The organism is Pedobacter agri PB92 (genome assembly GCF_000258495.1).
GTDB lineage: Bacteria > Bacteroidota > Bacteroidia > Sphingobacteriales > Sphingobacteriaceae > Pedobacter > Pedobacter agri.
Genome location: NZ_AJLG01000001.1, coordinates 75,245 through 98,121, shown reverse-complemented (window position 1 = coordinate 98,121; position 22,877 = coordinate 75,245). Strand labels below are relative to the sequence as shown.

The 22,877-nt window shown below is 38.0% G+C and carries 22 protein-coding genes; 5 read left to right on the top strand and 17 right to left on the bottom strand.

What is annotated here, in order from left to right; translation table 11 throughout:
- Positions 1-39: 39 nt before the first annotated feature.
- From ON09_RS00465 to ON09_RS00450, 4 genes are all read right to left on the bottom strand, one after another.
- Entirely contained in the window at positions 40-1,590 is a 1,551-nt protein-coding gene (locus tag ON09_RS00465) for an N-acetylmuramoyl-L-alanine amidase (RefSeq protein ID WP_010599096.1), read from the bottom strand.
- Positions 1,587-1,955 carry a BlaI/MecI/CopY family transcriptional regulator gene (locus ON09_RS00460; protein WP_010599095.1) on the bottom strand — a complete coding sequence of 123 codons (369 nt, stop codon included), beginning with the start codon at positions 1,953-1,955 and terminating at the stop codon, positions 1,587-1,589. Before ON09_RS00460 ends, ON09_RS00465 begins: the two co-directional genes overlap by 4 nt.
- Positions 1,956-2,593: 638 nt before the next feature.
- On the bottom strand, positions 2,594-3,253 hold the full coding sequence (locus ON09_RS00455; protein WP_010599094.1) for a DUF1345 domain-containing protein: 660 nt from the start codon (positions 3,251-3,253) through the stop codon (positions 2,594-2,596).
- Between the two features lie 20 nt (positions 3,254-3,273).
- Positions 3,274-4,062: an O-methyltransferase gene (locus tag ON09_RS00450; protein ID WP_010599093.1), complete on the bottom strand. Its 789-nt coding sequence runs from the start codon at positions 4,060-4,062 to the stop codon at positions 3,274-3,276.
- A 44-nt stretch (positions 4,063-4,106) separates the two neighbouring features.
- Between ON09_RS00450 and ON09_RS00445 the strand changes: the two genes are divergently transcribed.
- Both ON09_RS00445 and ON09_RS00440 read left to right on the top strand, forming a co-directional pair.
- Complete coding sequence (locus tag ON09_RS00445) at positions 4,107-4,970, top strand: transglutaminase-like domain-containing protein (protein WP_010599092.1); 864 nt, start codon at positions 4,107-4,109, stop codon at positions 4,968-4,970.
- 14 nt (positions 4,971-4,984) lie between these two features.
- Positions 4,985-6,109: a glycoside hydrolase family 18 protein gene (locus ON09_RS00440; protein WP_010599091.1), complete on the top strand. Its 1,125-nt coding sequence runs from the start codon at positions 4,985-4,987 to the stop codon at positions 6,107-6,109.
- Positions 6,110-6,160: 51 nt separating this feature from the next.
- Here ON09_RS00440 and ON09_RS00435 read toward each other — a convergent pair whose 3' ends face one another.
- The 5 genes from ON09_RS00435 to ON09_RS00415 form a co-directional block, all read right to left on the bottom strand.
- Positions 6,161-7,093 (bottom strand): alpha/beta hydrolase, encoded by a 933-nt coding sequence (locus ON09_RS00435; RefSeq protein WP_010599090.1) that lies wholly within the window; start codon positions 7,091-7,093, stop codon positions 6,161-6,163.
- 9 nt (positions 7,094-7,102) lie between these two features.
- Positions 7,103-8,177, bottom strand: a protein-coding gene (prfB, locus tag ON09_RS00430) for a peptide chain release factor 2 (RefSeq protein WP_157258788.1) whose coding sequence is annotated in 2 segments (ribosomal slippage) — positions 7,103-8,116 and positions 8,118-8,177 — 1,074 coding nt in all. Because the reading frame shifts where the segments join, the coding sequence is not laid out codon by codon here.
- Positions 8,178-8,254: 77 nt separating this feature from the next.
- The gene (locus ON09_RS00425) at positions 8,255-9,559 is read right to left on the bottom strand and encodes an amidohydrolase (protein ID WP_010599088.1); all 1,305 of its coding nucleotides are present in this window, start codon (positions 9,557-9,559) and stop codon (positions 8,255-8,257) included.
- Positions 9,560-9,672: 113 nt separating this feature from the next.
- Positions 9,673-10,278: a DUF5034 domain-containing protein gene (locus ON09_RS00420; RefSeq protein WP_010599087.1), complete on the bottom strand. Its 606-nt coding sequence runs from the start codon at positions 10,276-10,278 to the stop codon at positions 9,673-9,675.
- Positions 10,279-10,349: 71 nt separating this feature from the next.
- Positions 10,350-10,868 (bottom strand): hypothetical protein, encoded by a 519-nt coding sequence (locus ON09_RS00415; protein WP_010599086.1) that lies wholly within the window; start codon positions 10,866-10,868, stop codon positions 10,350-10,352.
- A 156-nt stretch (positions 10,869-11,024) separates the two neighbouring features.
- Between ON09_RS00415 and pgi the strand changes: the two genes are divergently transcribed.
- The 3 genes from pgi (at position 11,025) to ON09_RS00400 (ending at position 14,125) form a co-directional block, all read left to right on the top strand.
- Positions 11,025-12,671, top strand: coding sequence for a glucose-6-phosphate isomerase (pgi, locus tag ON09_RS00410; protein WP_010599085.1), 1,647 nt, complete (start codon positions 11,025-11,027; stop codon positions 12,669-12,671).
- An 89-nt stretch (positions 12,672-12,760) separates the two neighbouring features.
- A complete protein-coding gene (locus ON09_RS00405) occupies positions 12,761-13,312 on the top strand; it encodes a hypothetical protein (protein ID WP_010599084.1) in 552 nt (183 codons plus the stop codon).
- Positions 13,313-13,588: 276 nt separating this feature from the next.
- Entirely contained in the window at positions 13,589-14,125 is a 537-nt protein-coding gene (locus tag ON09_RS00400) for a DUF4251 domain-containing protein (RefSeq protein ID WP_010599083.1), read from the top strand.
- Positions 14,126-14,258: 133 nt separating this feature from the next.
- On the opposite strand, the gene ON09_RS00395 is transcribed toward ON09_RS00400, so the two are convergent.
- The 8 genes from ON09_RS00395 to ON09_RS00360 all read right to left on the bottom strand — a co-directional run bounded on the left by ON09_RS00395 (position 14,259) and on the right by ON09_RS00360 (position 22,874).
- Positions 14,259-15,341: a glutaminyl-peptide cyclotransferase gene (locus ON09_RS00395; RefSeq protein ID WP_010599082.1), complete on the bottom strand. Its 1,083-nt coding sequence runs from the start codon at positions 15,339-15,341 to the stop codon at positions 14,259-14,261.
- On the bottom strand, positions 15,319-15,684 hold the full coding sequence (locus tag ON09_RS00390; protein ID WP_010599081.1) for a YraN family protein: 366 nt from the start codon (positions 15,682-15,684) through the stop codon (positions 15,319-15,321). The genes ON09_RS00395 and ON09_RS00390 overlap by 23 nt, the downstream gene beginning before the upstream one ends.
- Positions 15,685-15,818: 134 nt before the next feature.
- Positions 15,819-17,807, bottom strand: coding sequence for a DNA primase (dnaG, locus tag ON09_RS00385; RefSeq protein ID WP_029204010.1), 1,989 nt, complete (start codon positions 17,805-17,807; stop codon positions 15,819-15,821).
- Between the two features lie 93 nt (positions 17,808-17,900).
- Positions 17,901-18,560, bottom strand: coding sequence for an SGNH/GDSL hydrolase family protein (locus ON09_RS00380; RefSeq protein ID WP_010599079.1), 660 nt, complete (start codon positions 18,558-18,560; stop codon positions 17,901-17,903).
- 20 nt (positions 18,561-18,580) lie between these two features.
- Positions 18,581-20,152: a serine hydrolase gene (locus ON09_RS00375; RefSeq protein WP_010599078.1), complete on the bottom strand. Its 1,572-nt coding sequence runs from the start codon at positions 20,150-20,152 to the stop codon at positions 18,581-18,583.
- Positions 20,153-20,209: 57 nt separating this feature from the next.
- A complete protein-coding gene (locus ON09_RS00370; RefSeq protein ID WP_010599077.1) occupies positions 20,210-21,151 on the bottom strand; it encodes a hypothetical protein in 942 nt (313 codons plus the stop codon).
- Positions 21,152-21,259: 108 nt separating this feature from the next.
- Positions 21,260-22,444 (bottom strand): M20 metallopeptidase family protein, encoded by a 1,185-nt coding sequence (locus ON09_RS00365; RefSeq protein WP_010599076.1) that lies wholly within the window; start codon positions 22,442-22,444, stop codon positions 21,260-21,262.
- Positions 22,431-22,874 carry an SPOR domain-containing protein gene (locus ON09_RS00360; RefSeq protein WP_157258787.1) on the bottom strand — a complete coding sequence of 148 codons (444 nt, stop codon included), beginning with the start codon at positions 22,872-22,874 and terminating at the stop codon, positions 22,431-22,433. Before ON09_RS00360 ends, ON09_RS00365 begins: the two co-directional genes overlap by 14 nt.
- Between the last annotated feature and the right edge of the window lie 3 nt (positions 22,875-22,877).

Genomic DNA, 22,877 nt, shown 5'->3' with positions numbered 1-22,877 from the left:
ACTTTAAGCAAATAGGTTAACCATTCCATCTTTTATATTTTAGCAGCCACGTTTAGAAAAACTTACAAAACCATCCAAAATCAAATTGCTGATTTTACGCAGGTTAGCCTCTTGTTTTAAAAAATCCAAACTCTTCTGATCAGTAATATTTCCCAGTTCAATTAAAACCGCAGGTGTTTTAGATTCTCGTAAAAGAAGCAGGCTGGCATTTTTTAACGAATCCTGAACAGCAATTCCATTCGCTTGTTTAAGCTTACTCAGGATACCCGCTCCCAGTTCTTCTGCATTTTTAATGTTCCTGTTCAGTTTAGAAACATAAACTTCTATCCCACGGAAAACCACCGGGGCACCTTTAGCTGTGGCATTATGATGGATGGAAATAAAAGCCGTGGCTGCCTGAAGTGGCAAACGATCACGAAGCGATACAAATTCATCACTGCTTCGGGTCAGGCGTACTTTGATACCTCTTTTAATGGCTTCCTGTTGCAGAATTTTTACCGCTCTCAGGTTCATATCTTTTTCCAGTTGGCCGTCTAACGCTACCGATGCGGCATCTTTACCGCCGTGTCCGGCATCTAAAACTAAAACCATATCGGCAGCTTTAAATGCGGGTTTAGCATTTGGATCCAGTACAATGCTGGTTTTATAGAATTTATCCTGGAAACCCGTAAGAGTTAAAACAGATTGACGTGCTTCATCCACATTTCGCTGCACAATAATTTCCTTGCGGTTAACAAAGGCTAAAGAACAAAGCAAAACAACAGGAACCACTAAGAAATAAAGTAACCTGCTCAAATTGGAATTCGGCTTTTTGTACATCATGGTAATTCTATTTTTAAGTGGGAGTTTGCTAAAACTATTTACGATTAGGTGAGTTGCTGGCGTGGCTAAATTCAGCAGAAGAGATGCATACAAACTTCGATCTGCTGATTTCAAAACAGCTTCATCTGCTAAAAATTCGTGGTTATGTGCTATCGCATTTCTCCAGAAATATATGATTGGATTAAACCATAAAATGCAGACAATAAAATTGATCAATAATTTATCAATGGCATGGGCTTGATCCACATGGGCCGTTTCGTGGCTAATGACTAATTGCTTTTCACGCTCCTCCAGAGATTCATCTACAATAATTTTGTTTAAAAATGAGCAGTTTTTAATGGCTGAATCCGCTGGAACATACAACAAAGGTCCGACCTTCGAAGAAATATTTCTCCGGATGGAAAAGCTAACATGGCCGATACTCCATAATGTCCGTACCATTAAGCCTGCCGCAATAAAAGAATAGAGAATGGTAAAAGTTTGATTCCAATCTATCGGATGATTTAGAGTAGTACTGGTGCCGTCAAAATCCTTCTCGGAAATTTCGCCTTCAGCATAAGCCACTTGGGTAATTAACGCTTGTTTTTGCACCACTACCTCTTTCTTGTTTTCTATAGTTAAAGCAGGAATCAAAAAACTAAAGAAAAGTGCCGACAGCAGGTATAAGCGATTGAGCTTAAAAAATGTAAGTTTTGATAGCAGAAACTGGTACGTTGCGAAGAAAACAAGTGTACAGGCTGAAACTTTTAATAAATAGATTAAAATCATGATTTAGCATTTTTACTGATGAGCTTTTTAATTTCTTCTATATCTTTTTCACTTAACTTTTCTTCTTTCACCATAAACGACAAAAGATTTGCCGGCGAGCTGTCGAAGTAGCCTGAAAACATTTTCGAAAAGGTAGTTTTGGTATATTCATCTTTCGTTATTGTTGGAAAATATTCGTAAGTTTTTCCGTAAGCCTTATAATTAATGTAGCCCTTTTTTTCCAACAACCTCACAATTGATGAAATGGTATTATAAGGTGGTTTTGGGTTTTCATCCAACTCATCGATTATGTCTTTCACAAAAGCCTTTTGCAGTTTCCATAAGACTTGCATAATGCGCTCTTCTGTTTTGGTTAATTCTTCCATACTCAAACTTATAACTTATTTTTCAGTTACACAACTAATTAAGCAGTTATATAACTTATTTTTCAGTTTTAAAATTCAATAACTTGATTTACAGAGTATTAATTTTATTTAGAAAATGAAAGCTTGTAGCTTTTGGCTACGAAAGCCCCGCCATTTGCTATAGCCCTCGTGAAAACTCGGGGCTGCCGCGGCTGTCGGGTTTAAAAATTGAGTAGGGAATTCTTAGGATTGTTTGCCCACCCCTTGTTTCACCAATTAACTTATGGCGAAGACGAAAATATTTATCCTTCGGCAAGCTCAGGATGACAAATTTGTTGTTTGTGAATGTTAAAAGAAGGTCTTCGACAGGCTCAGACTGACAATGGCTTCATAAGTAGCACTTAACTTCTGTCCGATGTCGAGAAACATCATAACCTCATTCCGGAATTTCGAGTCAGGCAGTAACTGCTATAAACCATGAAAAATCGTTTTTGTAATGACGAGCAGGCGATAAGCACCCCCCGCTGTACCTAAACCCGATCGAAGTGAATGCCACAATTTTTCATTGTGGCAGAAACGGGAGCGGGACGGCAGACCGCCATTCACTCAGAACCGTTAATTTCCAAAAACGATCGTAGACTTCAATTTAGTAGAAAGTATTACTTGCTCAAACCAGCCAGAGCGTTTATCGTTAATGCGACGATCACGGTGTTGAAAATAAAAGCAATGAGGCTATGCAAAAGGGAAAGCCGCCGGATTTTTCGAGAGGAAATTTCGACATCAGAAACCTGAAACGTCATGCCCAACACAAAAGAGAAGTAAGCAAAATCAATGAAATCAGGTTCATCATCCCCTGGAAAATCTAAACCTGAACCTTTATTGGTTTCACTATCACCATAATAAAGATGAGCGTAACGCATGCCAAAAGTGGTATGCACCAAAAACCACGACAGAAACATTCCAGAAATAGCTACAATGAGGTCAACAGGCTCGATATCTTTATTTATCAGCAATAAAACTACAGCCAATAATCCGGCAAAGGTTGATACCAGAACGATCGCGAAAATTTCCCCACGGGTTTCGTCCTGCATCCTTGCCTTAAGGTAAGTTTCGGATGCTGAGGTAGTAAAAAACATGTACCAATGCAAGGAAATGAGTAACAAGCAGAAAATATCCCAGCTAAACATCACATGTGTCAGTACATCCATGTTTATTGTTAAGGAAATAATATAGGCTAAAATCCCGGCGAAAAGACTAATTAGCAGAATGTATAAGGCAGATAGCTTTTGAATGCCATCAAGTTTAGGTTCAATTTTCATCCTGCATATTTCATAAAAGTTTATTGATTAAATTTCAACTTAAAATGTTCTTTGGCCTGGCCTTTCTTAAAGTACACCAGTCCGATCCAAAATAAATCAATAGTAACTGTAACATCGGGATGGTTTTTGATTTCTTCCCAGGCTTCTTTCATTCCCTGGCTCCAATAAATATCATCAAAAATCAGCAAAGAATTTTCCGTAACTTTTGGCAGGCACAACTTGAAATAATTTAAAGTAGCCTCTTTTCGGTGGTTTCCATCAATATAAACAAAATCCAGCGTCGGTTGCTTTGCGATGATATCAGGCAAAATCAAATCAAAATTGCCTACATGAAGCTCAATGTTGGTTAAATCTAAATCCTGAAAGTTGTGTTTGGCTACTTCAGCCGTTTGCGGACACCCTTCAATGGTAATAACTTCGCCATCAGGACAAGCTTTTGCCAGGTAAGATGAAGTAATGCCCAAGCAGGTACCCAATTCAATGACCGTTTTTGGCTGAGTATTTTGAGCTAAGCGGTAAATTAACTTCGCCAACCGCGGACTTTTCAATGCGTTTTTTGCAATTTGACTTACCTTTTTATTGCGGTTTTTATTGAGATGAGAACCTGCCCCCAGATCGGTAACAGTGATAGTAGAATCGTCAGAAAAAAGTTTTTTTCGTTGTTGTTCGATGCTTTGGTATGGAGATTTATCAGTAAAATCGTAAATTACCTCATCAGCTAGCTTGTACACAAATGGTGAGTGCGTCCCATGACGCGTTTTCGCTGTTAAACGGTGTTTAAGATAGTCGGTAATAAATTGAAATAGCATAATATTGCAAAAGTAATTAAACGCGGCAAACGTGTGTATGTTTTATGGAAAATATCGCTGAGATAAGTGCTTTGGTAAAATTGTTGGATGATCCTGATGAGGAAGTTTATCAACACGTGGAACAAAAACTGCTTGAATATGGTGGCGAGGTAATCCATTACCTTGAAAACGCATGGGAACAATCTTTTGATGGTCTTTTGCAAGAGCGAATTGAAAATATCGTTCATCAAATTCAATTTAATACCGTTAAGGAAGATTTACATCTTTGGTATTTAAGTGGTGCTTTCGATTTGCTTCAGGGTGCCTTAATCATCAACCGCTATCAGTATCCGGATTTGGATGAACAAAAAGTCATCAACCAAATAGAGGAAATTAAACGCGATATCTGGTTGGGCCTACAATATGAAATGAGTTCAGTTGAAAAAGTGAAACTGATTAACCACATTTTATATCAGCAATACGGTTTTGGCGGGAATACGAAAAACCACCATGATCCTCAAAACTCCTATCTAAACCAGGTTTTAGAAAGTAAAAAGGGTAATCAAATTTCATTGGCGATTATTTATTCTACACTGGCGCAGAAACTTGACTTGCCTATTTATGGCATTAACCTTCCGCAACACTTCATTTTAGGTTTTATTGATGAGAGCAAACAGGAGGGCACCGAATATGGTGTACTGTTTTACATCAATGCCTTCAACAGAGGAAATATATTTGGCAAACACGATGTAGATCAATTTTTACGTCAGCTAAACCTCGAATCATTACCAGAATATTATCGTCCCTGCAGCAATACAGATATTATCCGCCGTGTAATTAGAAATTTAATTTCTGCTTATGAAAATGCCGGCGCTACTGAAAAGGTTGCAGAGCTCACCGAATTACAAAAAATAATTGCTGAACCATAAAAAACAAATCAACCTTGAACCACCAAACAAACTCCCTATCCCAACTTTCTTCGCGAATTTTAATCTTAACAGCAGCGTTACTTCTATTTGGATTTAACCTCAAGGCGCAAAAAACCACAAAGCCTAATGTAATTGCATACTATACAGGTGGCGGCGGCACAGAAATTGAAAGTTATCCCATTGAAAAGTTAAGCCATTTGATTTATAGTTTCGGCCACCTGAAGGGCGATAGTTTGAATATCAATAGCGCAAAAGATTCTGCCTTAATTGCAAAAATGGTGGCTTTGAAAAGCCGCAACAAAGATTTAAAGGTAATGATTGCCATGGGCGGCTGGAGCGCCTGCGGCCCTTGCTCGGAAGTATTCAGCAGAAAAAACGGCCGAGAAACCTTTGCAAAAACCACTAAAGAGTTACTTGATTATTTCCATGCTGATGGAATAGACATCGATTGGGAATATCCTGCGGTGGCAGGTTATCCCGGGCACCGATACACGGAAGATGATAAACAAAACTTCACCTTGTTAATTCAGGAACTCCGCAAGAAACTGGGTAAAAAAGCAGAAATCAGCTTTGCTGCAGGCGGAACGAAAAACTGCATTGATTCTTGTTTCGAATGGAAAAAAGTAATGCCGCTTGTTGACCGGGTAAATTTAATGAGCTATGATTTGGTAAGTGGTTATGCTACCCAAAGCGGACATCATACGGCCTTATTCTCCACGCCTCAACTTATGTTATCAGCTGATTATGGCATTAAAGAAATGATCAAAAAGGGCGTTCCGGCAAATAAAATAGCTTTAGGTGCTGCATTTTATGCCCGAATTTTTCAAAATACCACCGATGCAAACCAAGGTTTATATCAGCCTACAAAATTCTTAAGTGGCGTTTCTTATAAGCACTTTTCTGATCAATTTACGGAAGAGAAAGGATTTAAATATTACTGGGATGATTCGGCTAAAGCGCCCTATTACTATAATGCTGCAACTAAGCAATTGGCCACTTTTGATGACCCTAAATCAATAGCGCTAAAAACCAAATATGTAGTTGATCATCAGTTGAACGGCATTATGTTTTGGGAATTAACAGATGACGCTTATTCAAATGGATTGCTTAGTGTTATCCACGAAACTTTGGCAAAATAAAAAAGAAGCCACAATGAGAATTGTGGCTTCTAAATATTTTGTGATTTAATTTTAAAAATCGCCCTTTACTTTAAACTTTTGAACTTTCATCCAGCCAGCCATCAAGTTAAACCAATCTGTATCAGAGGTTTTATTGATCAGGCCGAAACCATGCCCCCCTTTTTCATAATACATTAAATTGCTTGGGATTTTAGCTGCCAGTAAAGCTTGATGCATTAATTCACTATTAGCAACTGGCACCGTTTTATCATCTTTAGCATGAACAAAATACATTGGCGGCGTTTTCTTGTTTACATTTTCATTTGCAGAAAAGTATTTCTTTAATGAATCCGACGGATTTGGTCCTAAAAGATTTTTCATAGTCCCGGTATGCACAGATTCTTCAAAACTGATTACCGGATAAACCAATACCGCAAAACTCGGGCGAAGATCAATCTTTTCAGGATTCGCAATTTTTAAATCACTGTAATGTGAAGCCAGGGTGGAAGCAAAATGACCACCTGCAGAAAAACCCATAATACCAACCTTATTACTTTTGATGCCATATTTTTTCGCATCCTTTCTCACCAGATAAATAGCTTTTTGCGCATCCTGTAATAATGCATAAGTCTTATCCACCATAATCTGATCATTCGGCAAGCGGTATTTTAAAACGAAAGCTGTTACCCCAATGGCATTGAATCGCTTGGCTACATCGGTTCCTTCATGACTGAATGCCAAAGCTCCGTACCCACCACCCGGGCAGATAATTATAGCAGTACCTGTAGCAATGTTTTTAGGCGCTTCAAAAACGGTTAATGTGGGTATAGAAACCTTCGTTATACTTAAAGTTCCGTTTGTTCGCGTATCTGTATTTTCAACATACGATGATGGTGTTGGTTTAGCACCAGGAATGCTATCGGAATAGAGCGGTATAACTTCTTGCGCTTTTGAAAATTGAACCGTCATAAATATCAACACGAAAAGGATGCATGATTTTGCCATGATTTATTTTTAAAATTCCATTAAATATGCTTTTAAAAAGTCGTTAATATCGCCATTTAAAACCGCATCAGGGTTTGAAGTTTGATAATTTGTACGATGATCTTTTACCCTTCGATCATCCAGCACATAACTTCTGATTTGCGATCCCCATTCAATTTTCTTCTTCGATCCTTCCACTGCAGCGATGGCTTCGTTACGTTTACGTTCTTCAATTTCATACAATTGAGATTTAAGCAAACGAATAGCGTTTTCCTTGTTCTGAAGTTGAGATCTTGATTCCTGGTTTTTAATAATAATCCCTGATGGCTTGTGGTATAAACGCACTGCCGTTTCAACTTTGTTTACATTTTGTCCGCCGGCACCCCCTGCCCTGAAAGTTTCGAACTCAATATCAGCTGGGTTGATGTCAATCTGAATGGTATCATCCACTAAAGGATAAACATAAACAGATGCAAATGAAGTATGGCGGCGAGCATTGGAGTCGAAAGGTGAAATACGCACCAATCGGTGAACGCCATTTTCGCCTTTCAAATAACCATAAGAAAAATCGCCATCGAACTGAAGTGTTACCGATTTAATACCGGCAATTTCCCCTTCCTGACTATCCTGTTCGGTAATTTTGTAGCCGTTTTTATCGCCCCACATCATGTACATACGCATGAGCATGTAAGCCCAATCGCAGCTTTCTGTACCGCCGGCGCCAGCGGTAATTTGCACCACTGCCGAAAGCTGGTCTTCTTTATTTCGAAGCATGTTTTTCAGTTCCAGCTCTTCAACTGAAGTTTTACTCAACTCAAACTGTTCTTGTAGTTCGGCTTCTGATGCATCGCCAGATTGAAAAAATTCAAACATCACTGCCGCATCTTCCACCGCATTATGGGTTTGGTTGAAACCGTCTGTCCATTTTTTCTTCGAACTGATTTCAGCAAGAATTTTCTCTGCTTTTTTTGGATCATCCCAGAAATCGGGCGCCATCGTTAATTTTTCTTCTTCACGGATGGCGTATAGTAGCTCATCGACGTCAAAGATGCCTCCTCAGGGACGTTACTCTGTCCCTTAAATCCTGAATTTGTTCTTTGGTCATAATGGCAAATATATAAAATTGGGTTGATCAACCGGTATAAGCACTTCAATTAATGTAATGCGGTTCATGGCTAAGATCTATTTCTTCAGCCCCATATAATCCAGGGTTAAATTTGAAAGTAATTTTACCCCTAGTGTAAATCCACTTTCATCCAGGTAAAAATCCGGCGTATGATGCGAAGCAGTTTTAAGCGGATCTTTTCCCTTCGGCATGCCGCCTAAAAACACAAATAAACCAGGCACTTTCTCTTGAAAGAAAGAAAAATCTTCTGCACCGGTTACAGGGGGTTTCAGCATCACGTGATCAGCACCAGCTGTTGCCCGCATACTTGGAAGCATCTTTTCTGTTAAAGCGATATCATTGAAAGTTACGGGATAATGATTGCTGTAAGGAATTTTAACTTCGGCAGTACCACCACCAGCTTCAGCAGTTTTTGTAGCAATGGTTTTAATCCGTTCGATAAACATGGCTTCATCTTCTTTGCTGAAATTGCGGACAGTGCCCAGCATTTCGACTTTTTCAGGGATGATGTTCGAACGTACGCCACCGTTAATGGCCCCAATGGTTACCACGCCAGGATTTTCAGTTACATTTAAGTTTCTACTTACGATGGTTTGAAGGTTATTGATGATCTGGGCAGAAATTACCACCGGATCAATACTGCTCCAGGGATAAGCACCGTGTGCCTGCCTGCCTGTAACCGTAATTTTCATATCGTTTACCGCAGCCATGGTTCCACCCGGGCGATAGGTAACATTTCCAACTTCCGTTTGCGCATTAATGTGTAAACCAAATATAGCTTCTACCTTCGGGTTTTCTAAAACGCCTTCCTTAATCATTAATGCCGCTCCACCCTCTTCTCCTGCCGGAACGCCTTCTTCAGCAGGTTGAAAAATAAACTTTACTGTTCCGGGAATATCTTTTTGCATGGAGGCCAGCACTTCTGCAACGCCCATTAAAATGGCCATATGGCTATCATGCCCACAAGCATGCATTACACCAACTTCCTGCCCGTTATATTGAGTTTTTACTTTTGAAGCAAAAGGAATGTTCACTCGCTCGACAACAGGCAAACCATCCATATCGGCCCTTAACGCTACAACCGGACCAGGTTTGCCACCTTTCAAAATCCCAACCACGCCTGTTTTAGCTACACCAGTGGTTACTTTAATGCCTAATGATTCTAAATGTTTGGCAATTATCCCCGCTGTTCTTACTTCAGTATTTCCAAGCTCAGGATGTTCATGAAAATCTCTCCTCCATTCGATTACTTTCTTTTCTATTGCATCAGCTTTTTTTGTAACCGCTGAGCGTAAATCAGACTTTTGTGCAAAGGCATTAATCGATAATAAAGAAAATGCAGCGAGGTAAATTTTTTTCATGATTTCTGTTTGGATTTAAGGATGTACTAATCTAAGGATTTTCAGGCTCTACTCACACAAAAAAGCCATGCAATAAATTACACGGCTTATTTATCTCTTAAGTTAGTCAAATTTTAAGTCAACTCTACCTCTGTTGTTTCAGCTTCCAAAATCCTGCCATCGGTTAAGGTTATTGCAATTTTAAACTTATGTTTTTTGGCAATAGTTGGTGCAACTTGTAAAAAGATACCTTTTTGAAAAGGATAATTACTCTGATATTCAAGTTTTAAGGTTTTTAAATAATCATTTATAGAACTTAATTCATCATTATAATATCGTTTTACCATAAAAATCGAACTCAAATCACTGCCTTTCGGATAATTGGTGTCAAAATCATTATTGGAAATTATTTTTACCGACACAATTTCTTCTTTAGATTTTAAATAATCACTTTGACAGCTACAAGCATAAGCAGATTGTATTAAACCCCAATAAATTTGTGGCTTTCTTAGCGCTACTTCTTCTGTTAAATGCTGGACTTGAATACCATATTTTGCACTAGGAATTATTCCAGCACTTGTAACAGCGGGTTGTGGCAAATTACTATCTAAATTTTTGATTGATAAACCTTTATTTGTAAATAATATAGTTCTATAAGGTCCGCACTTACAATCAACACATGCTGTAATCAATTGCACCATTAGCGATAAAACAGAAATTAAAATGATTTTTTTTATCATGAGGTAGATATATTTAGAAGCTTGAAATTAATAAAAAGCCATCCGTTTGGATGGCTTTGCATATTGTTTTATTAATTGAACATGCCCTTAAGTTTGTCTAAAATGCCATTCTCAGCTGGAGCAGCACCTGCTTGGTTTGATTGCTGACCACCGCCATTGAACATGCCGATAACATCGCTCACATCGAATTTGCCATCGCTTCCGCCAGCCAAACTTCCCAAAACGTCTTTGATATTGAAAGAGCTGTCATTTGGATCAGCTGTTTTTTGCGTGAGCTTACCGATAATTACAGGAATTACAGTGGCAGCTAATTTCTTAGCGGTTTCTGCGTTAATACCTAAGCCAGCTAGTTTATCCGTAAAATTACCTGCGGCCTGTTGTGTTACGGCCGAACCTTCCGCATTGCCCGAATTGAAAATCTCGGCTAAACCGCCTACGTTTCCTGATGCAAGTTGGTCTTTTAAGCTATCGAAAATTGAGCCCGAAGCTGCTTGAATAACCTCTTCATTTTGTTCGTTTGGAACTTCGCTGTTGTTTACAACGGTATCCTGTACGTTTTCACGCACCAATTGATTTAAATTTTCTAACATAATTGTTTATGATTAATAATGTTGAATGCTCAGCATCAATAGGGACTTGCCTCAAAGTTACGCTCTAAATTCAAGAATAAAAATTCTTAATGATTTTGAACATTAAAAAGACAGTTTTAAAAGTTTGCTTTATTACTTTTACAAAAAACAAAGGATATGTTACCTAAAATAAATTTTACTGAAACAGCGGCATATAAATATTTGGCCGATCATTTTATCGATATTAATCAGAAAAGCATTAAAGATCTTTTTGCTGAAGATGCAGATCGTTTCAACAAGTTTTCTGTTTTTTTTGAAGACATTTTGCTTGATTACAGCAAGAACAGAATAAGCGATGAAACACTGGCGCTTTTAATGCAACTGGCTCGCGAATGCAAACTGGATGAAGCGATAAAATCGATGTATGCAGGTGATAAAATCAATGAAACCGAAGATCGTTCGGTACTTCATATTGCTTTACGTAATTTGAGCAACACACCTGTTTTAGTGGATGGAAAAGATGTGATGCCTGAAGTTAATGCTGTTTTAGCCAAAATGGAAAAGTTTAGCAACAGTATTATCAGCGGCGAATGGAAAGGTTACACCGGTAAAGCCATAACCGATGTGGTAAATATTGGTATTGGCGGATCTGACTTGGGTCCGGTAATGGTAACGGAAGCACTGAAACATTATAAAAACCACTTAAATATTCATTTCGTTTCGAATATTGATGGTACACACATAGCTGAAACCTTATCAGCACTAAATGCTGAAACCACTTTATTTTTAGTGGCGTCGAAAACGTTTACCACTCAAGAAACGATGACGAATGCCCATTTTGCCCGTTCATGGTTTTTAGAGAAAGGTGGTAAAGAGGATGATATTGCGAAACATTTCGCTGCTTTATCAACCAACGCAAAAGATGTTTCGGCTTTTGGAATTGATACTGAAAACATGTTTGAATTCTGGGATTGGGTTGGCGGTCGTTACTCTTTATGGAGTGCAATTGGCTTATCAATTTCATTAAGTATTGGTTTCGATAACTTTAAAGAGCTTTTAGCGGGCGCACATGCTACCGACAATCATTTTGCCACAGCAGAGTTTGAAAGCAACATCCCTGTTATTTTAGGTTTACTTGGAGTTTGGTATATCAATTTTTACAATGCCGAAACACAGGTTATTTTACCTTACGATCAATACATGCATCGCTTTGCGGCGTATTTTCAACAAGGTGATATGGAAAGTAACGGTAAACATGTAGATAGAAACGGTAACGAAGTTGATTACGAAACCGGACCCATTATTTGGGGTGAGCCAGGTACCAACGGCCAGCATGCTTTCTACCAACTGATTCATCAGGGAACCAGAATTATTCCTGCCGATTTTATTGCACCAGCACAAAGTTTAAATCCGCTAGGCGATCATCATCCGATTTTATTATCTAACTTCTTTGCTCAAACAGAGGCCTTAATGAATGGCAAAACGGAAGAAGAGGTAACTGAAGAACTGAAAAAAGATGGTAAATCAGCAGATGAAATTGCCAAAATAGCGCCGTTTAAGGTTTTTGAAGGGAACAGACCAACCAATTCTATTCTCTTAAAAAAAGTTACACCTTACACGCTAGGTAGCTTAGTTGCCATGTATGAGCATAAAATATTTGTTCAGGGTGTAATTTGGAATATATTTAGCTTCGATCAGTGGGGCGTTGAACTGGGCAAACAACTGGCAAAAAAGATTCTTCCTGAATTGGAAGGTGATCAAAAGGTGGAAAGCCACGATGGCTCAACCAACGGATTGATCAATCAATATAAAGCCTGGAGATAATCTTCGCAATTGTTACAATCTATTAATCAGATCCGTAACCAAATGAACTTAGTAATTGTTATATTGTTGTACACATAAATGAAACAAGAATGAAACAATTACTAATGTTTTGCCTAATTGCATACGCAGGCGTTGCAATGGCACAGAAAGAGATGTCTGAGGATATCCAACAAGTTTTGAAAAGTCAAAAATTCGCCTTTTTAGCGACGAAAGTTGAGAAAAAACCAGGCACAAACGGGAGTAGTGGTTACAACTTTGATGTTCCGAATTATTCAAATGTGAATCCTAGTACAGCGAGCATACAAACTAGCTTGTCTATAACGTCTCAGGATGGAAGATTCCCTGTAGCAGAAACAGATCGTTACTATCGATTAGCAAGTGGAGATGGAAGTTACTTCACAGCTTATAATATCAATAATAAAATCTCAAGAGATAAAAAGCTAGCGCTTGATGGGAAAGTTTTTCTGGCCCAAAATGAATCGACCTTGCAACTGGGTAAAATAAACAACAAGGAGATCGATTATCAATTGCTCACTACTCCGGAGTTCAAAGTGAAGTCGATTAAACAAAAAAGAACAAGACCATCATTACCTATAAAATTAAAAATGGAGACTTCTTTAAAACCGTTTTTTAGAAGTTGATCAGGACGGTAATGCGATTTTTCAAGACGAAGCGACTGCAGATTCAAGGTTGTATGTTTACGGACATGTAGTAGGATTAAAATAATAACTCACTCAATTTTGATCTGCTGATCATGCATTGAAGCATCGAATAAGGAATAATTAAAATTTTATTTATAAAGGCGCAATGTCATCTTGCGCCTTTCCCATTGAAACACATAGCTTTTATTAGTATTTGTTTATGGAATCAATGAAACTTGCACATCTTTAAATTGTTATACAATTAAAACACACATTATGAAACAATTAAAAGTATTATTAAGCATGGTTTTGATGGCATCGGCTTTGCCATTGTTTGCCCAGACAGATAAGGAAACAACAGATAAAATTATAAAAGATAAGAATTATGTCTTCATCGCAAATACTGCCATTCCAATGTCCAATATGGATATTTCAAGAATTTTGGAAAGAATACCTGGCAATGTTGGCGGTGGCGGATCAATAAATCTGACTGGTTCTAATTACGATTTTAGGGTGACTAAAGATAGCGTTGTTGCTTATCTGCCTTTCTACGGCAGAGCCTTTACTGCGCCCTACAATCCTAATGAAGGAGGCATAAAATTCACGTCTAAAGATTTTACTTACAATCAAACCATTAGCAAAAAAGGCAATTACACTGTACAAATTAACACTAAAGATGTTAAAAGGGAAAACTATCGCTTCACTTTAAGTGTATCGAAAAACGGCTATGCCACATTAATTGCAAGTGGAAATAATAAACAGCCCATTACATTTAATGGGGTTTTAGAGGAACCAAAGAAAAAGGAAGAGTAATTCTTTTAAGCCTTCTCTACTACAGTCGAAAACGTAGGGAATGATATGCTGCTCTTCATTTTGTCAGGTTGAGCTTGTCGAAACGATTAATAATTTCTTTCGACAAGCTCAGAATGACAATTGAATGAATTAGTTATTTCTTGCTGATCTGTATCTGGTAAATATGTGGCCATTTTTTCCCTGTTACAAAAAGTCGTTTGGTTGCCTGATCATAAGCAATTCCATTTAACACATTATTTGCTCTTTGATCTTCAGTTATGAAATAATCTGAAGGAAATATGCCAGTTAGATTTATTCTACCTTCTACGGCACCATTTTCAGGGTTGATGATTAGAATTTCATTGGTGGTATAAACGTTTGCATAAATTTTCCCATCAATCACTTCCAGTTCATTTAAATTCTGAATCGGCCCTTTGTTATCATAAACATCAATTGAACCAATCCGGTTGTATTTATCCTTATCCAGAAAAAATATGGTATTCGAACCATCTGTATTTAAAACTTTCTCACCGTCAAAAGCTAAACCCCATCCTTCTCTTCCGGTAGTATAAGAAAACTCAGAAAGTTTTTTTAACGTTGCTTTATCATAAACAAAGCCCACTTTTTCACGATAGGTAAGCTGAATAATTTTATCACCAATTATTGTAATACCTTCTGCAAAATATTGCTTATCAACAGGTGTAGATTGCACTATTTTTCCTGTTGAAGGCTCTACCTTACGTAAGCTAGAATGCCCGTAATCACCAGCACTTTCATAGAAAAATCCATCGTGGTACTCCAAGCCTTCTACATATGAAGAGGTATCGTGAGGTAAAGTTTTGATGACCTTGTAAGTGTACTCAACAGGTGCCTGAGCCGCTAAGACATTAATGTTAGTGGTTAAATCCTCGGCATATGTACCTTCATAAATTTTCGCCGTGATGATATGGCTTCCTAACTTAAGGCCTTCCGTTTTTAATTTAATCGCCGAAGTATCGGTTTTTGTAGCAACCTTTGTGCTATCAATTAAATAGATAACTGAATCTACCTTTTTCTCTTTGCCAAATTGAATTTTTGTTTCAAACTCATTCCCTACCGGAACATTTAATCCAATCATCGGCGATAAGAAGTTTCGGTAAACATTTGGTTTATCATCCTTACAGGCGCTTACAAAAGCAACAATAATTCCAACAAATAGTAGTTTTTTGATTTGATTAATCTTCAGGCCAAAAAGCATCTTCAATATGATTTAAGTTATAATTTTTATTTTTTTCAAAGGTAATGGCTATGATGTCAAAACGAATGTCATTCTGATGATTCATCAGCGCAATATATTCAGCTGAGGCCAACTCCATCTGTTTCTGTTTGGCTTTATGCACAAATTCTTCCGGCTGACCGAAAGCAACTGATGTTCGGGTTTTCACTTCCACAAAAACCATAATTCCGTTTTTATAAACAATTAAATCAACTTCAGCTTTACCAAATGTCCAGTTTTCATCCAGCACTTCATAACCACTGGCTTCCAGATATTGTTTGGCAATATCTTCTCCTGTTTTACCTAATTCGTTATGAGAAGCCATTTTATCAGTTTTTCAATTTACAGTTTTCTGTTTCCGGTTAACTGTTTAAATTCGAGTTTCAATTTCCGATTTCTTATTTTACTTTTTCCAAATATCAATTCAGGCAACTTCAAGTGCCTGAAACGCTACAATACTTATTTCACAATTACCGATCCCAAAAATTTAGAAATTTCGCGTTCTACTCCTTTAATCACTCCGTAACGTTGCATTAAAATCATCTGATTATCCGTATCTTTTTCTTCTTTGATCTCCTTTAGCAAATTGGTCAGAATCTTATCTACTTTACGTTTTTTCAGATGGAAAATCCCACCCAAAATTGTGGCTTTGAGATTCATACTCTCGTCCTTCACATAAATCAAATGTTTATTTAACCAATTCTCACTTAGAGCATATTCTGATGTGGAAAGGGTGATGGCTAAATCAGCGATGTCTCTATCTTCATGTTTGATAAAATGGTTTGCAGTAGGCAATCGCCCATTATCAATTTCCGTTTTATAGTGATCAATAATTTTTTTACAGAGAATGTTTTCGAACTCTACATCGGCCAGGTTTTGCATAATGAAAGAGCCAATGTACATGTCATCAATTTTATCCCAGTTCACAAATTCATGGCCATAGGCCAACAATAAACGCACAATTTCCTTTTCCTGATTTTCATCTGTTTCTGCTGGTGTATGTACATGGCCAGGTCCGGCGTTATCGTCCCATAAATCATCTGGCGGAACAAGCGGCTCAGGCGGACCGGAAGAAAAGGAATTGGCTTTATTATTCGAAAAATTGCTTTGTGTTCTCTGATTGCTCTCGAAGTTTTTCTTCACCTTACCGGAGCGCATTTTGTTGAGTTCGCTCATTAGGATCTTTTCTTCAATTTCCAATAAACTACTCGATTCACGAACAAATACTGACGCTTTTATTGGATCAGGAATTTTAGCAATACTTTCTACAATATCCCGAATAATGCCTGCCCGTTTGATGGGATCATCGCCGGCATCTTTTAATAAAACATTGGCTTTGTAAAGGATAAAATCTTTACGGTTATTTTCTAAATAGGTTTTGAAAGCACCTGCACCCACATGATGCATATAGGAATCAGGATCGTGACCATCGGGAAAAGATACAATTTTCACATTCAGTCCTTCTTCCAAAATCATGTCCAAACCACGCAGTGAGGCTTTTATGCCCGCTGCATCGCCATCAAATAAAATGGTAATATTTTGTGTAAAACGACCAATGAGCTTAATCTGCTCTACTGTTAATGAAGTTCCGGAAGAAGCTACCACGTTTTCAATGCCTGCCTGATGTACAGAAAGCACATCTGCGTAACCTTCTGCGAGATAACAATTATCTAAATCGCGGATGGCTTTTTTTGCATGAAACAAGCCATACAATACATTCGACTTATGGTAGATCTCACTTTCTGGCGAGTTTACATATTTGGGAACATTTTTATCAGTCTTAAGCGTTCTCCCCCCGAAACCAATTACCCGACCTGTAAAGCCATGAATGGGAAACATGACGCGACCGCGGAAGCGATCGTAAATTTTGCCATTATCATTTTTAATAGATAAACCCGTCGACTCCAAAAATTCAAGATTGTGCCCTGCATTTGTAGCACTTTGGGTCAAGGCATCCCAAACATCAGGAGAATAACCAACCTCGAATTTTTTAAGAATATCTTCCCTAAAACCACGCTCTTTAAAATAACTTAAGCCAATACTTTTGCCTTCATCGGTTTCCCAAAGTTGTTTTACAAAAAATGTGGCTGCAAACTGAGAAACAATGTATAAGCTTTCCTTAGCACTTTGGGCTTCGGCATCTTGTGGGGTGAGCTCGGTTTCTTCAACCTCAATATTATATTTATTGGCTAAAAACTTAAGCGCTTCAGGATACGAATATTTTTCGTGATCCATAATAAAACGCACTGAATCGCCGCCTTTACCACAACCGAAGCATTTGTAAATCCCTTTGGTTACAGATACGTGAAAGGATGGTGTTTTTTCTCCATGAAAAGGACAGTTGCCAATTAAACTGGTTCCGCGTTTTTTTAAATGCACAAAATCCCCTACTACCTCCTCAATTCGGGCGGTATCCATTATCTTATCTATCGTTTCGCGGTTTATCATTTTTGGGTTACATGTTGATTGTTATAAGTTACGGGTGAATTTTATAAACGATAAGCATTCAGACTTACAATTTATAACCGATAACTTTTAACATCATTTAACCAATGGCAGTAATTGTTCAGCCACCAATTTGTTTCCTGTTTCGTTTAAGTGCACACGGTCGGTGGTTAAAATATCTTTTTCTTTATCTTCCGGATTATTTTTGGCTTCATATTCGGCAAATATTTTTCGCAGATCGCACAGCGGAAGATTATTCTTCTTTGCCAGTTCTCTGATACCTGCAGCATATTTATTTAAGTCAGCATCTAGTTCATTGGTACCATCCTTTTTTTCCCCTACCACAGATGGCGTAACTAAAATCACCTTACTTCCAACCCCCTGAATTTTATTGATTAGCGCCTGATAAAACTTCAGGTATTTATCATAATCTGTTCCGGTGTGAGAAGACTGCTTATGCCACACATCGTTAATGCCTACATAAATCACCACTAAATCGGGCTTTTTATTTAATACATCATCTTCTAAACGCAGGTACAAATCATAAACTTTGTTGCCGCCAATTCCTGCCCCTAGAACTTCATATTTGGTAGAGTCCAGTGATTTTTTGATTAAAGTAACGTAACCGTTCTTCGAAACACCTTGTTGCGTGATGGAATCGCCGAAAAATATGATTCGTTTTGGTTTTAATGTCATTGAAGTAAATGCAATTAAGCAAAAGCTCAGTAAAATACTTGTTCTAATTAATGTTTTCATAATGGATTTGGTTAGCTATTTTAATCAACCTTTTTGAGGTCGAGGTCTTGAAAATCAAAACTAAAATCGGTTAAAGGAGAAATGGCTTCCATTTTGATGGCAGTGGGTTTCCCTTCAAAATCAAGCGAAAAATTAACAAATGCATCCGCATCCATACTCCTATCATACCATTTTACAATGAAAGTATTGCCTTTATAATATACCATATCACCCTTTAATTTCGGAGAATTCTTAGCCTCAAAATGCATTTTGCCATTCAACTCGCTGATGGTAACCACCCCGAACCATTCATCCTGATAGGTACCCAGATAATTTCTAACAGCTGGTTTATTGTTAACGTTTTTTTGAGCGGTAGCGATATCAGCCCAGACTTTGTCGGTTACTTGTTTACCGTAACTCCTTTCTTGCTTTTCATTATCAGATGCACCCTTAATCCGGTTCTTTCCGGTAATACCGAAATAACCATCTTTGATAGATTCGGTGATTGCCGTGAAAGCACCTCCAGCCTGTTGATTGGTCAATACGATAATGCCCAATTTTAAATCAGGAATTAATGTTACTTCACTCACCATTCCGGCAAGTCCGCCAGTATGTTCGGCAACCATATAACCTTTTTCATCACTTAAAAACCAGCCTAAGCCATACCCAAAAAAGTGCCTGTTATAAGATCCTTTTCCAGCAGGAATGATGCTATGCAATGTCCACATTTGATTTTGGGCCGCTTTGCTGAACAACGTCTTGTCGAGTTTTTCACCGTACTTCCCTCCATTGAGTTGTACCAACGCCCATTTACTTAATTCACTCACACTGGCATTCATACCGCCTGCAGCGTTGCTGTTTTCCGTAAAGTCTTTTGGAATCACGGCTATTTTTCCATTTACAGGAGCATGCGCATCAATAATATTGGTTTTATCTTTTAAACGATTGTATGATAAAGCACTTTTGGTCATCCCTAGAGGCTGCATGATTCGTGTTTCGATAAAATCTTCATATTTAAGACCAGAAATTCTTTCAATAACTTCGCCGGCGACAATATAAAGCAAGTTGTCGTAATCCCACTGGGTACGAAAACTGGAAACAGGTTTAAGATATCTTAGATTGTGAATAATTTGTTTTTTAGTAACTGTTGAAGAATCTGGCCAAATCATTAAATCGCCGGCACCAAGACCTAATCCGCTTCTGTGCGACAATAAATCGCGAATGGTGAATTGCGAGGTAACGTAAGCATCATATAATTTAAATTCGGGAATAATGTCTGTAACCTTCGAATCCCAGGTGATTTTCTTTTCGTCGACCAACATACCCACTGCGGCAGCGGTAAAGGCTTTTGTATTTGATGCAATACCAAAAAGTGTATGTTCATCAACCTTTAAATTATTTTTCAGGGAGCGAACACCATATCCTTTGGAGTGAATCACCTTGCCATCTTTTACCACAGCAACTGCAAGCCCAGGAACATCAAAAGCTGCTAAAGTTTTCTCGGCAACACTGTCAATTTGCTTGGTGGTTAGTACCTGTGCCTGTAGATTTATACTACAGAAAATTAAGGAGCAGGCAGTTATCCTTAACAAAAAATTGGAAATTGATGGCATTGAGGTTGGTTTAATAATCGTTTAAAGATAATAAATCTTTCAAAAGCGTTTTTAAACTTATTTACCCTTTTCCAGCTTGTAATCTTTGTGAACGATTAAGAAGCTGGCTCGTTCTTCCTTTTTAAACGGATAATCCCAATTGCCTTGATAGGTGATTTTGGTAGGCAATTTGTCGTCACCAAAATAGCCCATTTCGATGTTCATTTTTACATCGAAATCGAAAAGCATATTGCCGTATTTCATGTCTACATAGCGACCCAGAATATTAAAGTTTCGCTTATCGAAAATGGTAACCAATTCTTTAATCATGATACCATCTTTTGTCCAGCTTGATAAATCTGGCTTTACAGAAACTTTAAAGCGATAAACAGGAATGGAATCAAGGTAAGTGCCACTGGTAAAAGCGTAATCATAATACTGCCGCATATTGGCAGAAAATATTTCAGTTTTGCTCCCAATAAAAGGAACTTTTACCGGTCTTCCGGGATTAAAAATCAGCGTTTTCAATTTACTTTTATAACCTTCGTTTGTTCCTCCTTTACCATCTCCTGCAGGAGCATTTGGAACAAAATCGGTGTTATATGCATTCATGAAAATATAATCGAACATTTCGACGGTATAAAGCTGGTACTTGCCATTTCTTTTGTAAAGGTTGCCACTTTCTTCCTTTACCAGATATTCCATTTTATATTTACCCGAATTGTTATGTTTGATTTTGCGGTATATTTTACCATCAACTTTGTTTTTTTTATCGTAGCTAAAAATTCGGTTTTCAGCAATAAAACTATAACGTTTCATATCTCTGAAAGATTCATAAAATGAGGTGTCGTTCACTACCTTATTGATGAATGTTTCAATATTTAAACGCTCTGCTTTAATATTTACAACAGAATCCAAAGTAATCGTTTTGATGGTATCGGGATTGAAACGTGGAATCTCCTGGGCAAAACCACTAAAGATGAAAGCGGATGATATGAATAGCAAAAGTATTTTTTTCATGTAAAATGGGATATATAAAAATGGTATTGGGAAAATGTAAGATGGCCACGCACTAATTAATCCTGAAATTCAAATTCCATCTTGCGTCATACCTCTTCAAATCTATCTTTAGTTTCCGAGTTGCTTTAAGGCAATGTAAGCCATTAAACCAGTCGAAATTTTCAGTGCATCTTCATCAATATCAAACTTTGGAGTATGCACAGAATACTGCGTATCCTTTGCTGCGTTTCCAGTACCTAAACGATAAAAACACGCATCTGTTACCTGCGAGTAAAAAGAAAAGTCTTCTGCAGCCATCCAGATATCCAGATCAACTACATTTTCTTTGCCTAAAAACTCCTCAGCAAACGATCTAGCATTGGCAGTCAATTGCTCTTCGTTGATCAGAAAAGGATAGCCTTTGTGAATATCAAAATCGCAGCTTCCACCCATGGCTTCTGCAATACCCTCGGCCATTTTTTTCATGCGTTTATGCGCTTCTGCCCGCCAGTCTTCATCTAAAGTTCTAAAGGTGCCTTCAATTTTAACTTCGTTAGGAATAATGTTCGTAGCGCCATTTGCGGTTACTTTTCCAAAGGATAACACTGAGGGCAAACGAGGATCGGCATTACGCGATACGATTTGCTGCAAAGCGATAATAATGTGCGAAGCGATCAAAACCGGATCGATATTTTGATGGGGTTGTGCGCCATGACCACCTTTTCCGGTAACCGTAACGTACAATTCATCGGTTGAAGCCATATAAATACCAGAACGGAAACCCACTTTACCTGATTCGATTAAAGGCATCACATGCTGCCCTACAATATAATTTGGCTTTGGATTTTCGAGTACACCTTCTTTGATCATGATACTTGCTCCACCTGGAAGCAACTCTTCTGCCGGCTGAAAAATTAGTTTAACTGTGCCGCCGAATTCATCCTTTAATTGATTGATGATGTAAGCTGTCCCTAGCAGAGAAGAAGTATGAACATCGTGGCCGCAGGCATGCATTACCCCCTGATTTTTACTGGCATAAGGCTTAGTGCTATCCTCTAAAATTGGTAAGGCATCCATATCAGCACGCAAAGCGATTACTTTATCAGATGGTAAATTTCCTTTAATTAAGCCAACTACGCCTGTGTTTGCACAGTCGGTAAACTCTATTCCCCAACTTGTTAATTTCTCTTTTACAAATTTTGAAGTTTCAAATTCTTTGAAGGATAATTCAGGATTAGCATGAATATGTTGACGGTAGCCTACTACATCGTTGAAAATAGTAGCAGCCAGTTTTTGAATTTTATCTTTGGTCATCAGTAGTGGTCGTATCTAATTGTGGGGCATTAATTTTTTCCCTAAAAATGAATAATGTTGGAAAGGCCGGACGGATTTCGCTCATTAAACGCTGCGCCTCCAAACGGGTTCTGAAATCGCCTACGCGGATATAATAGTTCGGCTCCTTGTAAACCAGGTAGGTATTATATTTCGGATAAAGACTTTTAAAGCGAGCTTGCTGATTAAATACTTCCCGGCGATCTGAACCGTAGAAAACCTGAACCCTGTAACCATAAGCAGAAACAATGGGCTTGCCAATTTTCACTTCGCCAGGAGTCTTGTAAACAGCAGAACGTTTAGCGATCAAACTATCAATTAACGGGTCTTTTATAACAGTTACTTCTCCTCTTTGCGCAAAAGATGCAGTAAATAGTAATAAGCTAAATATAAAAGTTATTGTTATTTTCATTTG

What these genes read in the sequence shown, in the direction of transcription:
- ON09_RS00465 (WP_010599096.1), bottom strand. Translation starts at nt 1,590, where the DNA reads ATGATTTTAATCTATTTATTAAAAGTTTCAGCCTGTACACTTGTTTTC.
- ON09_RS00460 (WP_010599095.1), bottom strand. Translation starts at nt 1,955, where the DNA reads ATGGAAGAATTAACCAAAACAGAAGAGCGCATTATGCAAGTCTTATGG.
- ON09_RS00455 (WP_010599094.1), bottom strand. Translation starts at nt 3,253, where the DNA reads ATGAAAATTGAACCTAAACTTGATGGCATTCAAAAGCTATCTGCCTTA.
- ON09_RS00450 (WP_010599093.1), bottom strand. Translation starts at nt 4,062, where the DNA reads ATGCTATTTCAATTTATTACCGACTATCTTAAACACCGTTTAACAGCG.
- ON09_RS00445 (WP_010599092.1), top strand. Translation starts at nt 4,107, where the DNA reads ATGGAAAATATCGCTGAGATAAGTGCTTTGGTAAAATTGTTGGATGAT.
- ON09_RS00435 (WP_010599090.1), bottom strand. Translation starts at nt 7,093, where the DNA reads ATGGCAAAATCATGCATCCTTTTCGTGTTGATATTTATGACGGTTCAA.
- ON09_RS00425 (WP_010599088.1), bottom strand. Translation starts at nt 9,559, where the DNA reads ATGAAAAAAATTTACCTCGCTGCATTTTCTTTATTATCGATTAATGCC.
- ON09_RS00420 (WP_010599087.1), bottom strand. Translation starts at nt 10,278, where the DNA reads ATGATAAAAAAAATCATTTTAATTTCTGTTTTATCGCTAATGGTGCAA.
- ON09_RS00415 (WP_010599086.1), bottom strand. Translation starts at nt 10,868, where the DNA reads ATGTTAGAAAATTTAAATCAATTGGTGCGTGAAAACGTACAGGATACC.
- pgi (WP_010599085.1), top strand. Translation starts at nt 11,025, where the DNA reads ATGTTACCTAAAATAAATTTTACTGAAACAGCGGCATATAAATATTTG.
- ON09_RS00405 (WP_010599084.1), top strand. Translation starts at nt 12,761, where the DNA reads ATGAAACAATTACTAATGTTTTGCCTAATTGCATACGCAGGCGTTGCA.
- ON09_RS00400 (WP_010599083.1), top strand. Translation starts at nt 13,589, where the DNA reads ATGAAACAATTAAAAGTATTATTAAGCATGGTTTTGATGGCATCGGCT.
- ON09_RS00395 (WP_010599082.1), bottom strand. Translation starts at nt 15,341, where the DNA reads ATGCTTTTTGGCCTGAAGATTAATCAAATCAAAAAACTACTATTTGTT.
- ON09_RS00390 (WP_010599081.1), bottom strand. Translation starts at nt 15,684, where the DNA reads ATGGCTTCTCATAACGAATTAGGTAAAACAGGAGAAGATATTGCCAAA.
- dnaG (WP_029204010.1), bottom strand. Translation starts at nt 17,807, where the DNA reads ATGATAAACCGCGAAACGATAGATAAGATAATGGATACCGCCCGAATT.
- ON09_RS00380 (WP_010599079.1), bottom strand. Translation starts at nt 18,560, where the DNA reads ATGAAAACATTAATTAGAACAAGTATTTTACTGAGCTTTTGCTTAATT.
- ON09_RS00375 (WP_010599078.1), bottom strand. Translation starts at nt 20,152, where the DNA reads ATGCCATCAATTTCCAATTTTTTGTTAAGGATAACTGCCTGCTCCTTA.
- ON09_RS00370 (WP_010599077.1), bottom strand. Translation starts at nt 21,151, where the DNA reads ATGAAAAAAATACTTTTGCTATTCATATCATCCGCTTTCATCTTTAGT.
- ON09_RS00365 (WP_010599076.1), bottom strand. Translation starts at nt 22,444, where the DNA reads ATGACCAAAGATAAAATTCAAAAACTGGCTGCTACTATTTTCAACGAT.
- ON09_RS00360 (WP_157258787.1), bottom strand. Translation starts at nt 22,874, where the DNA reads ATGAAAATAACAATAACTTTTATATTTAGCTTATTACTATTTACTGCA.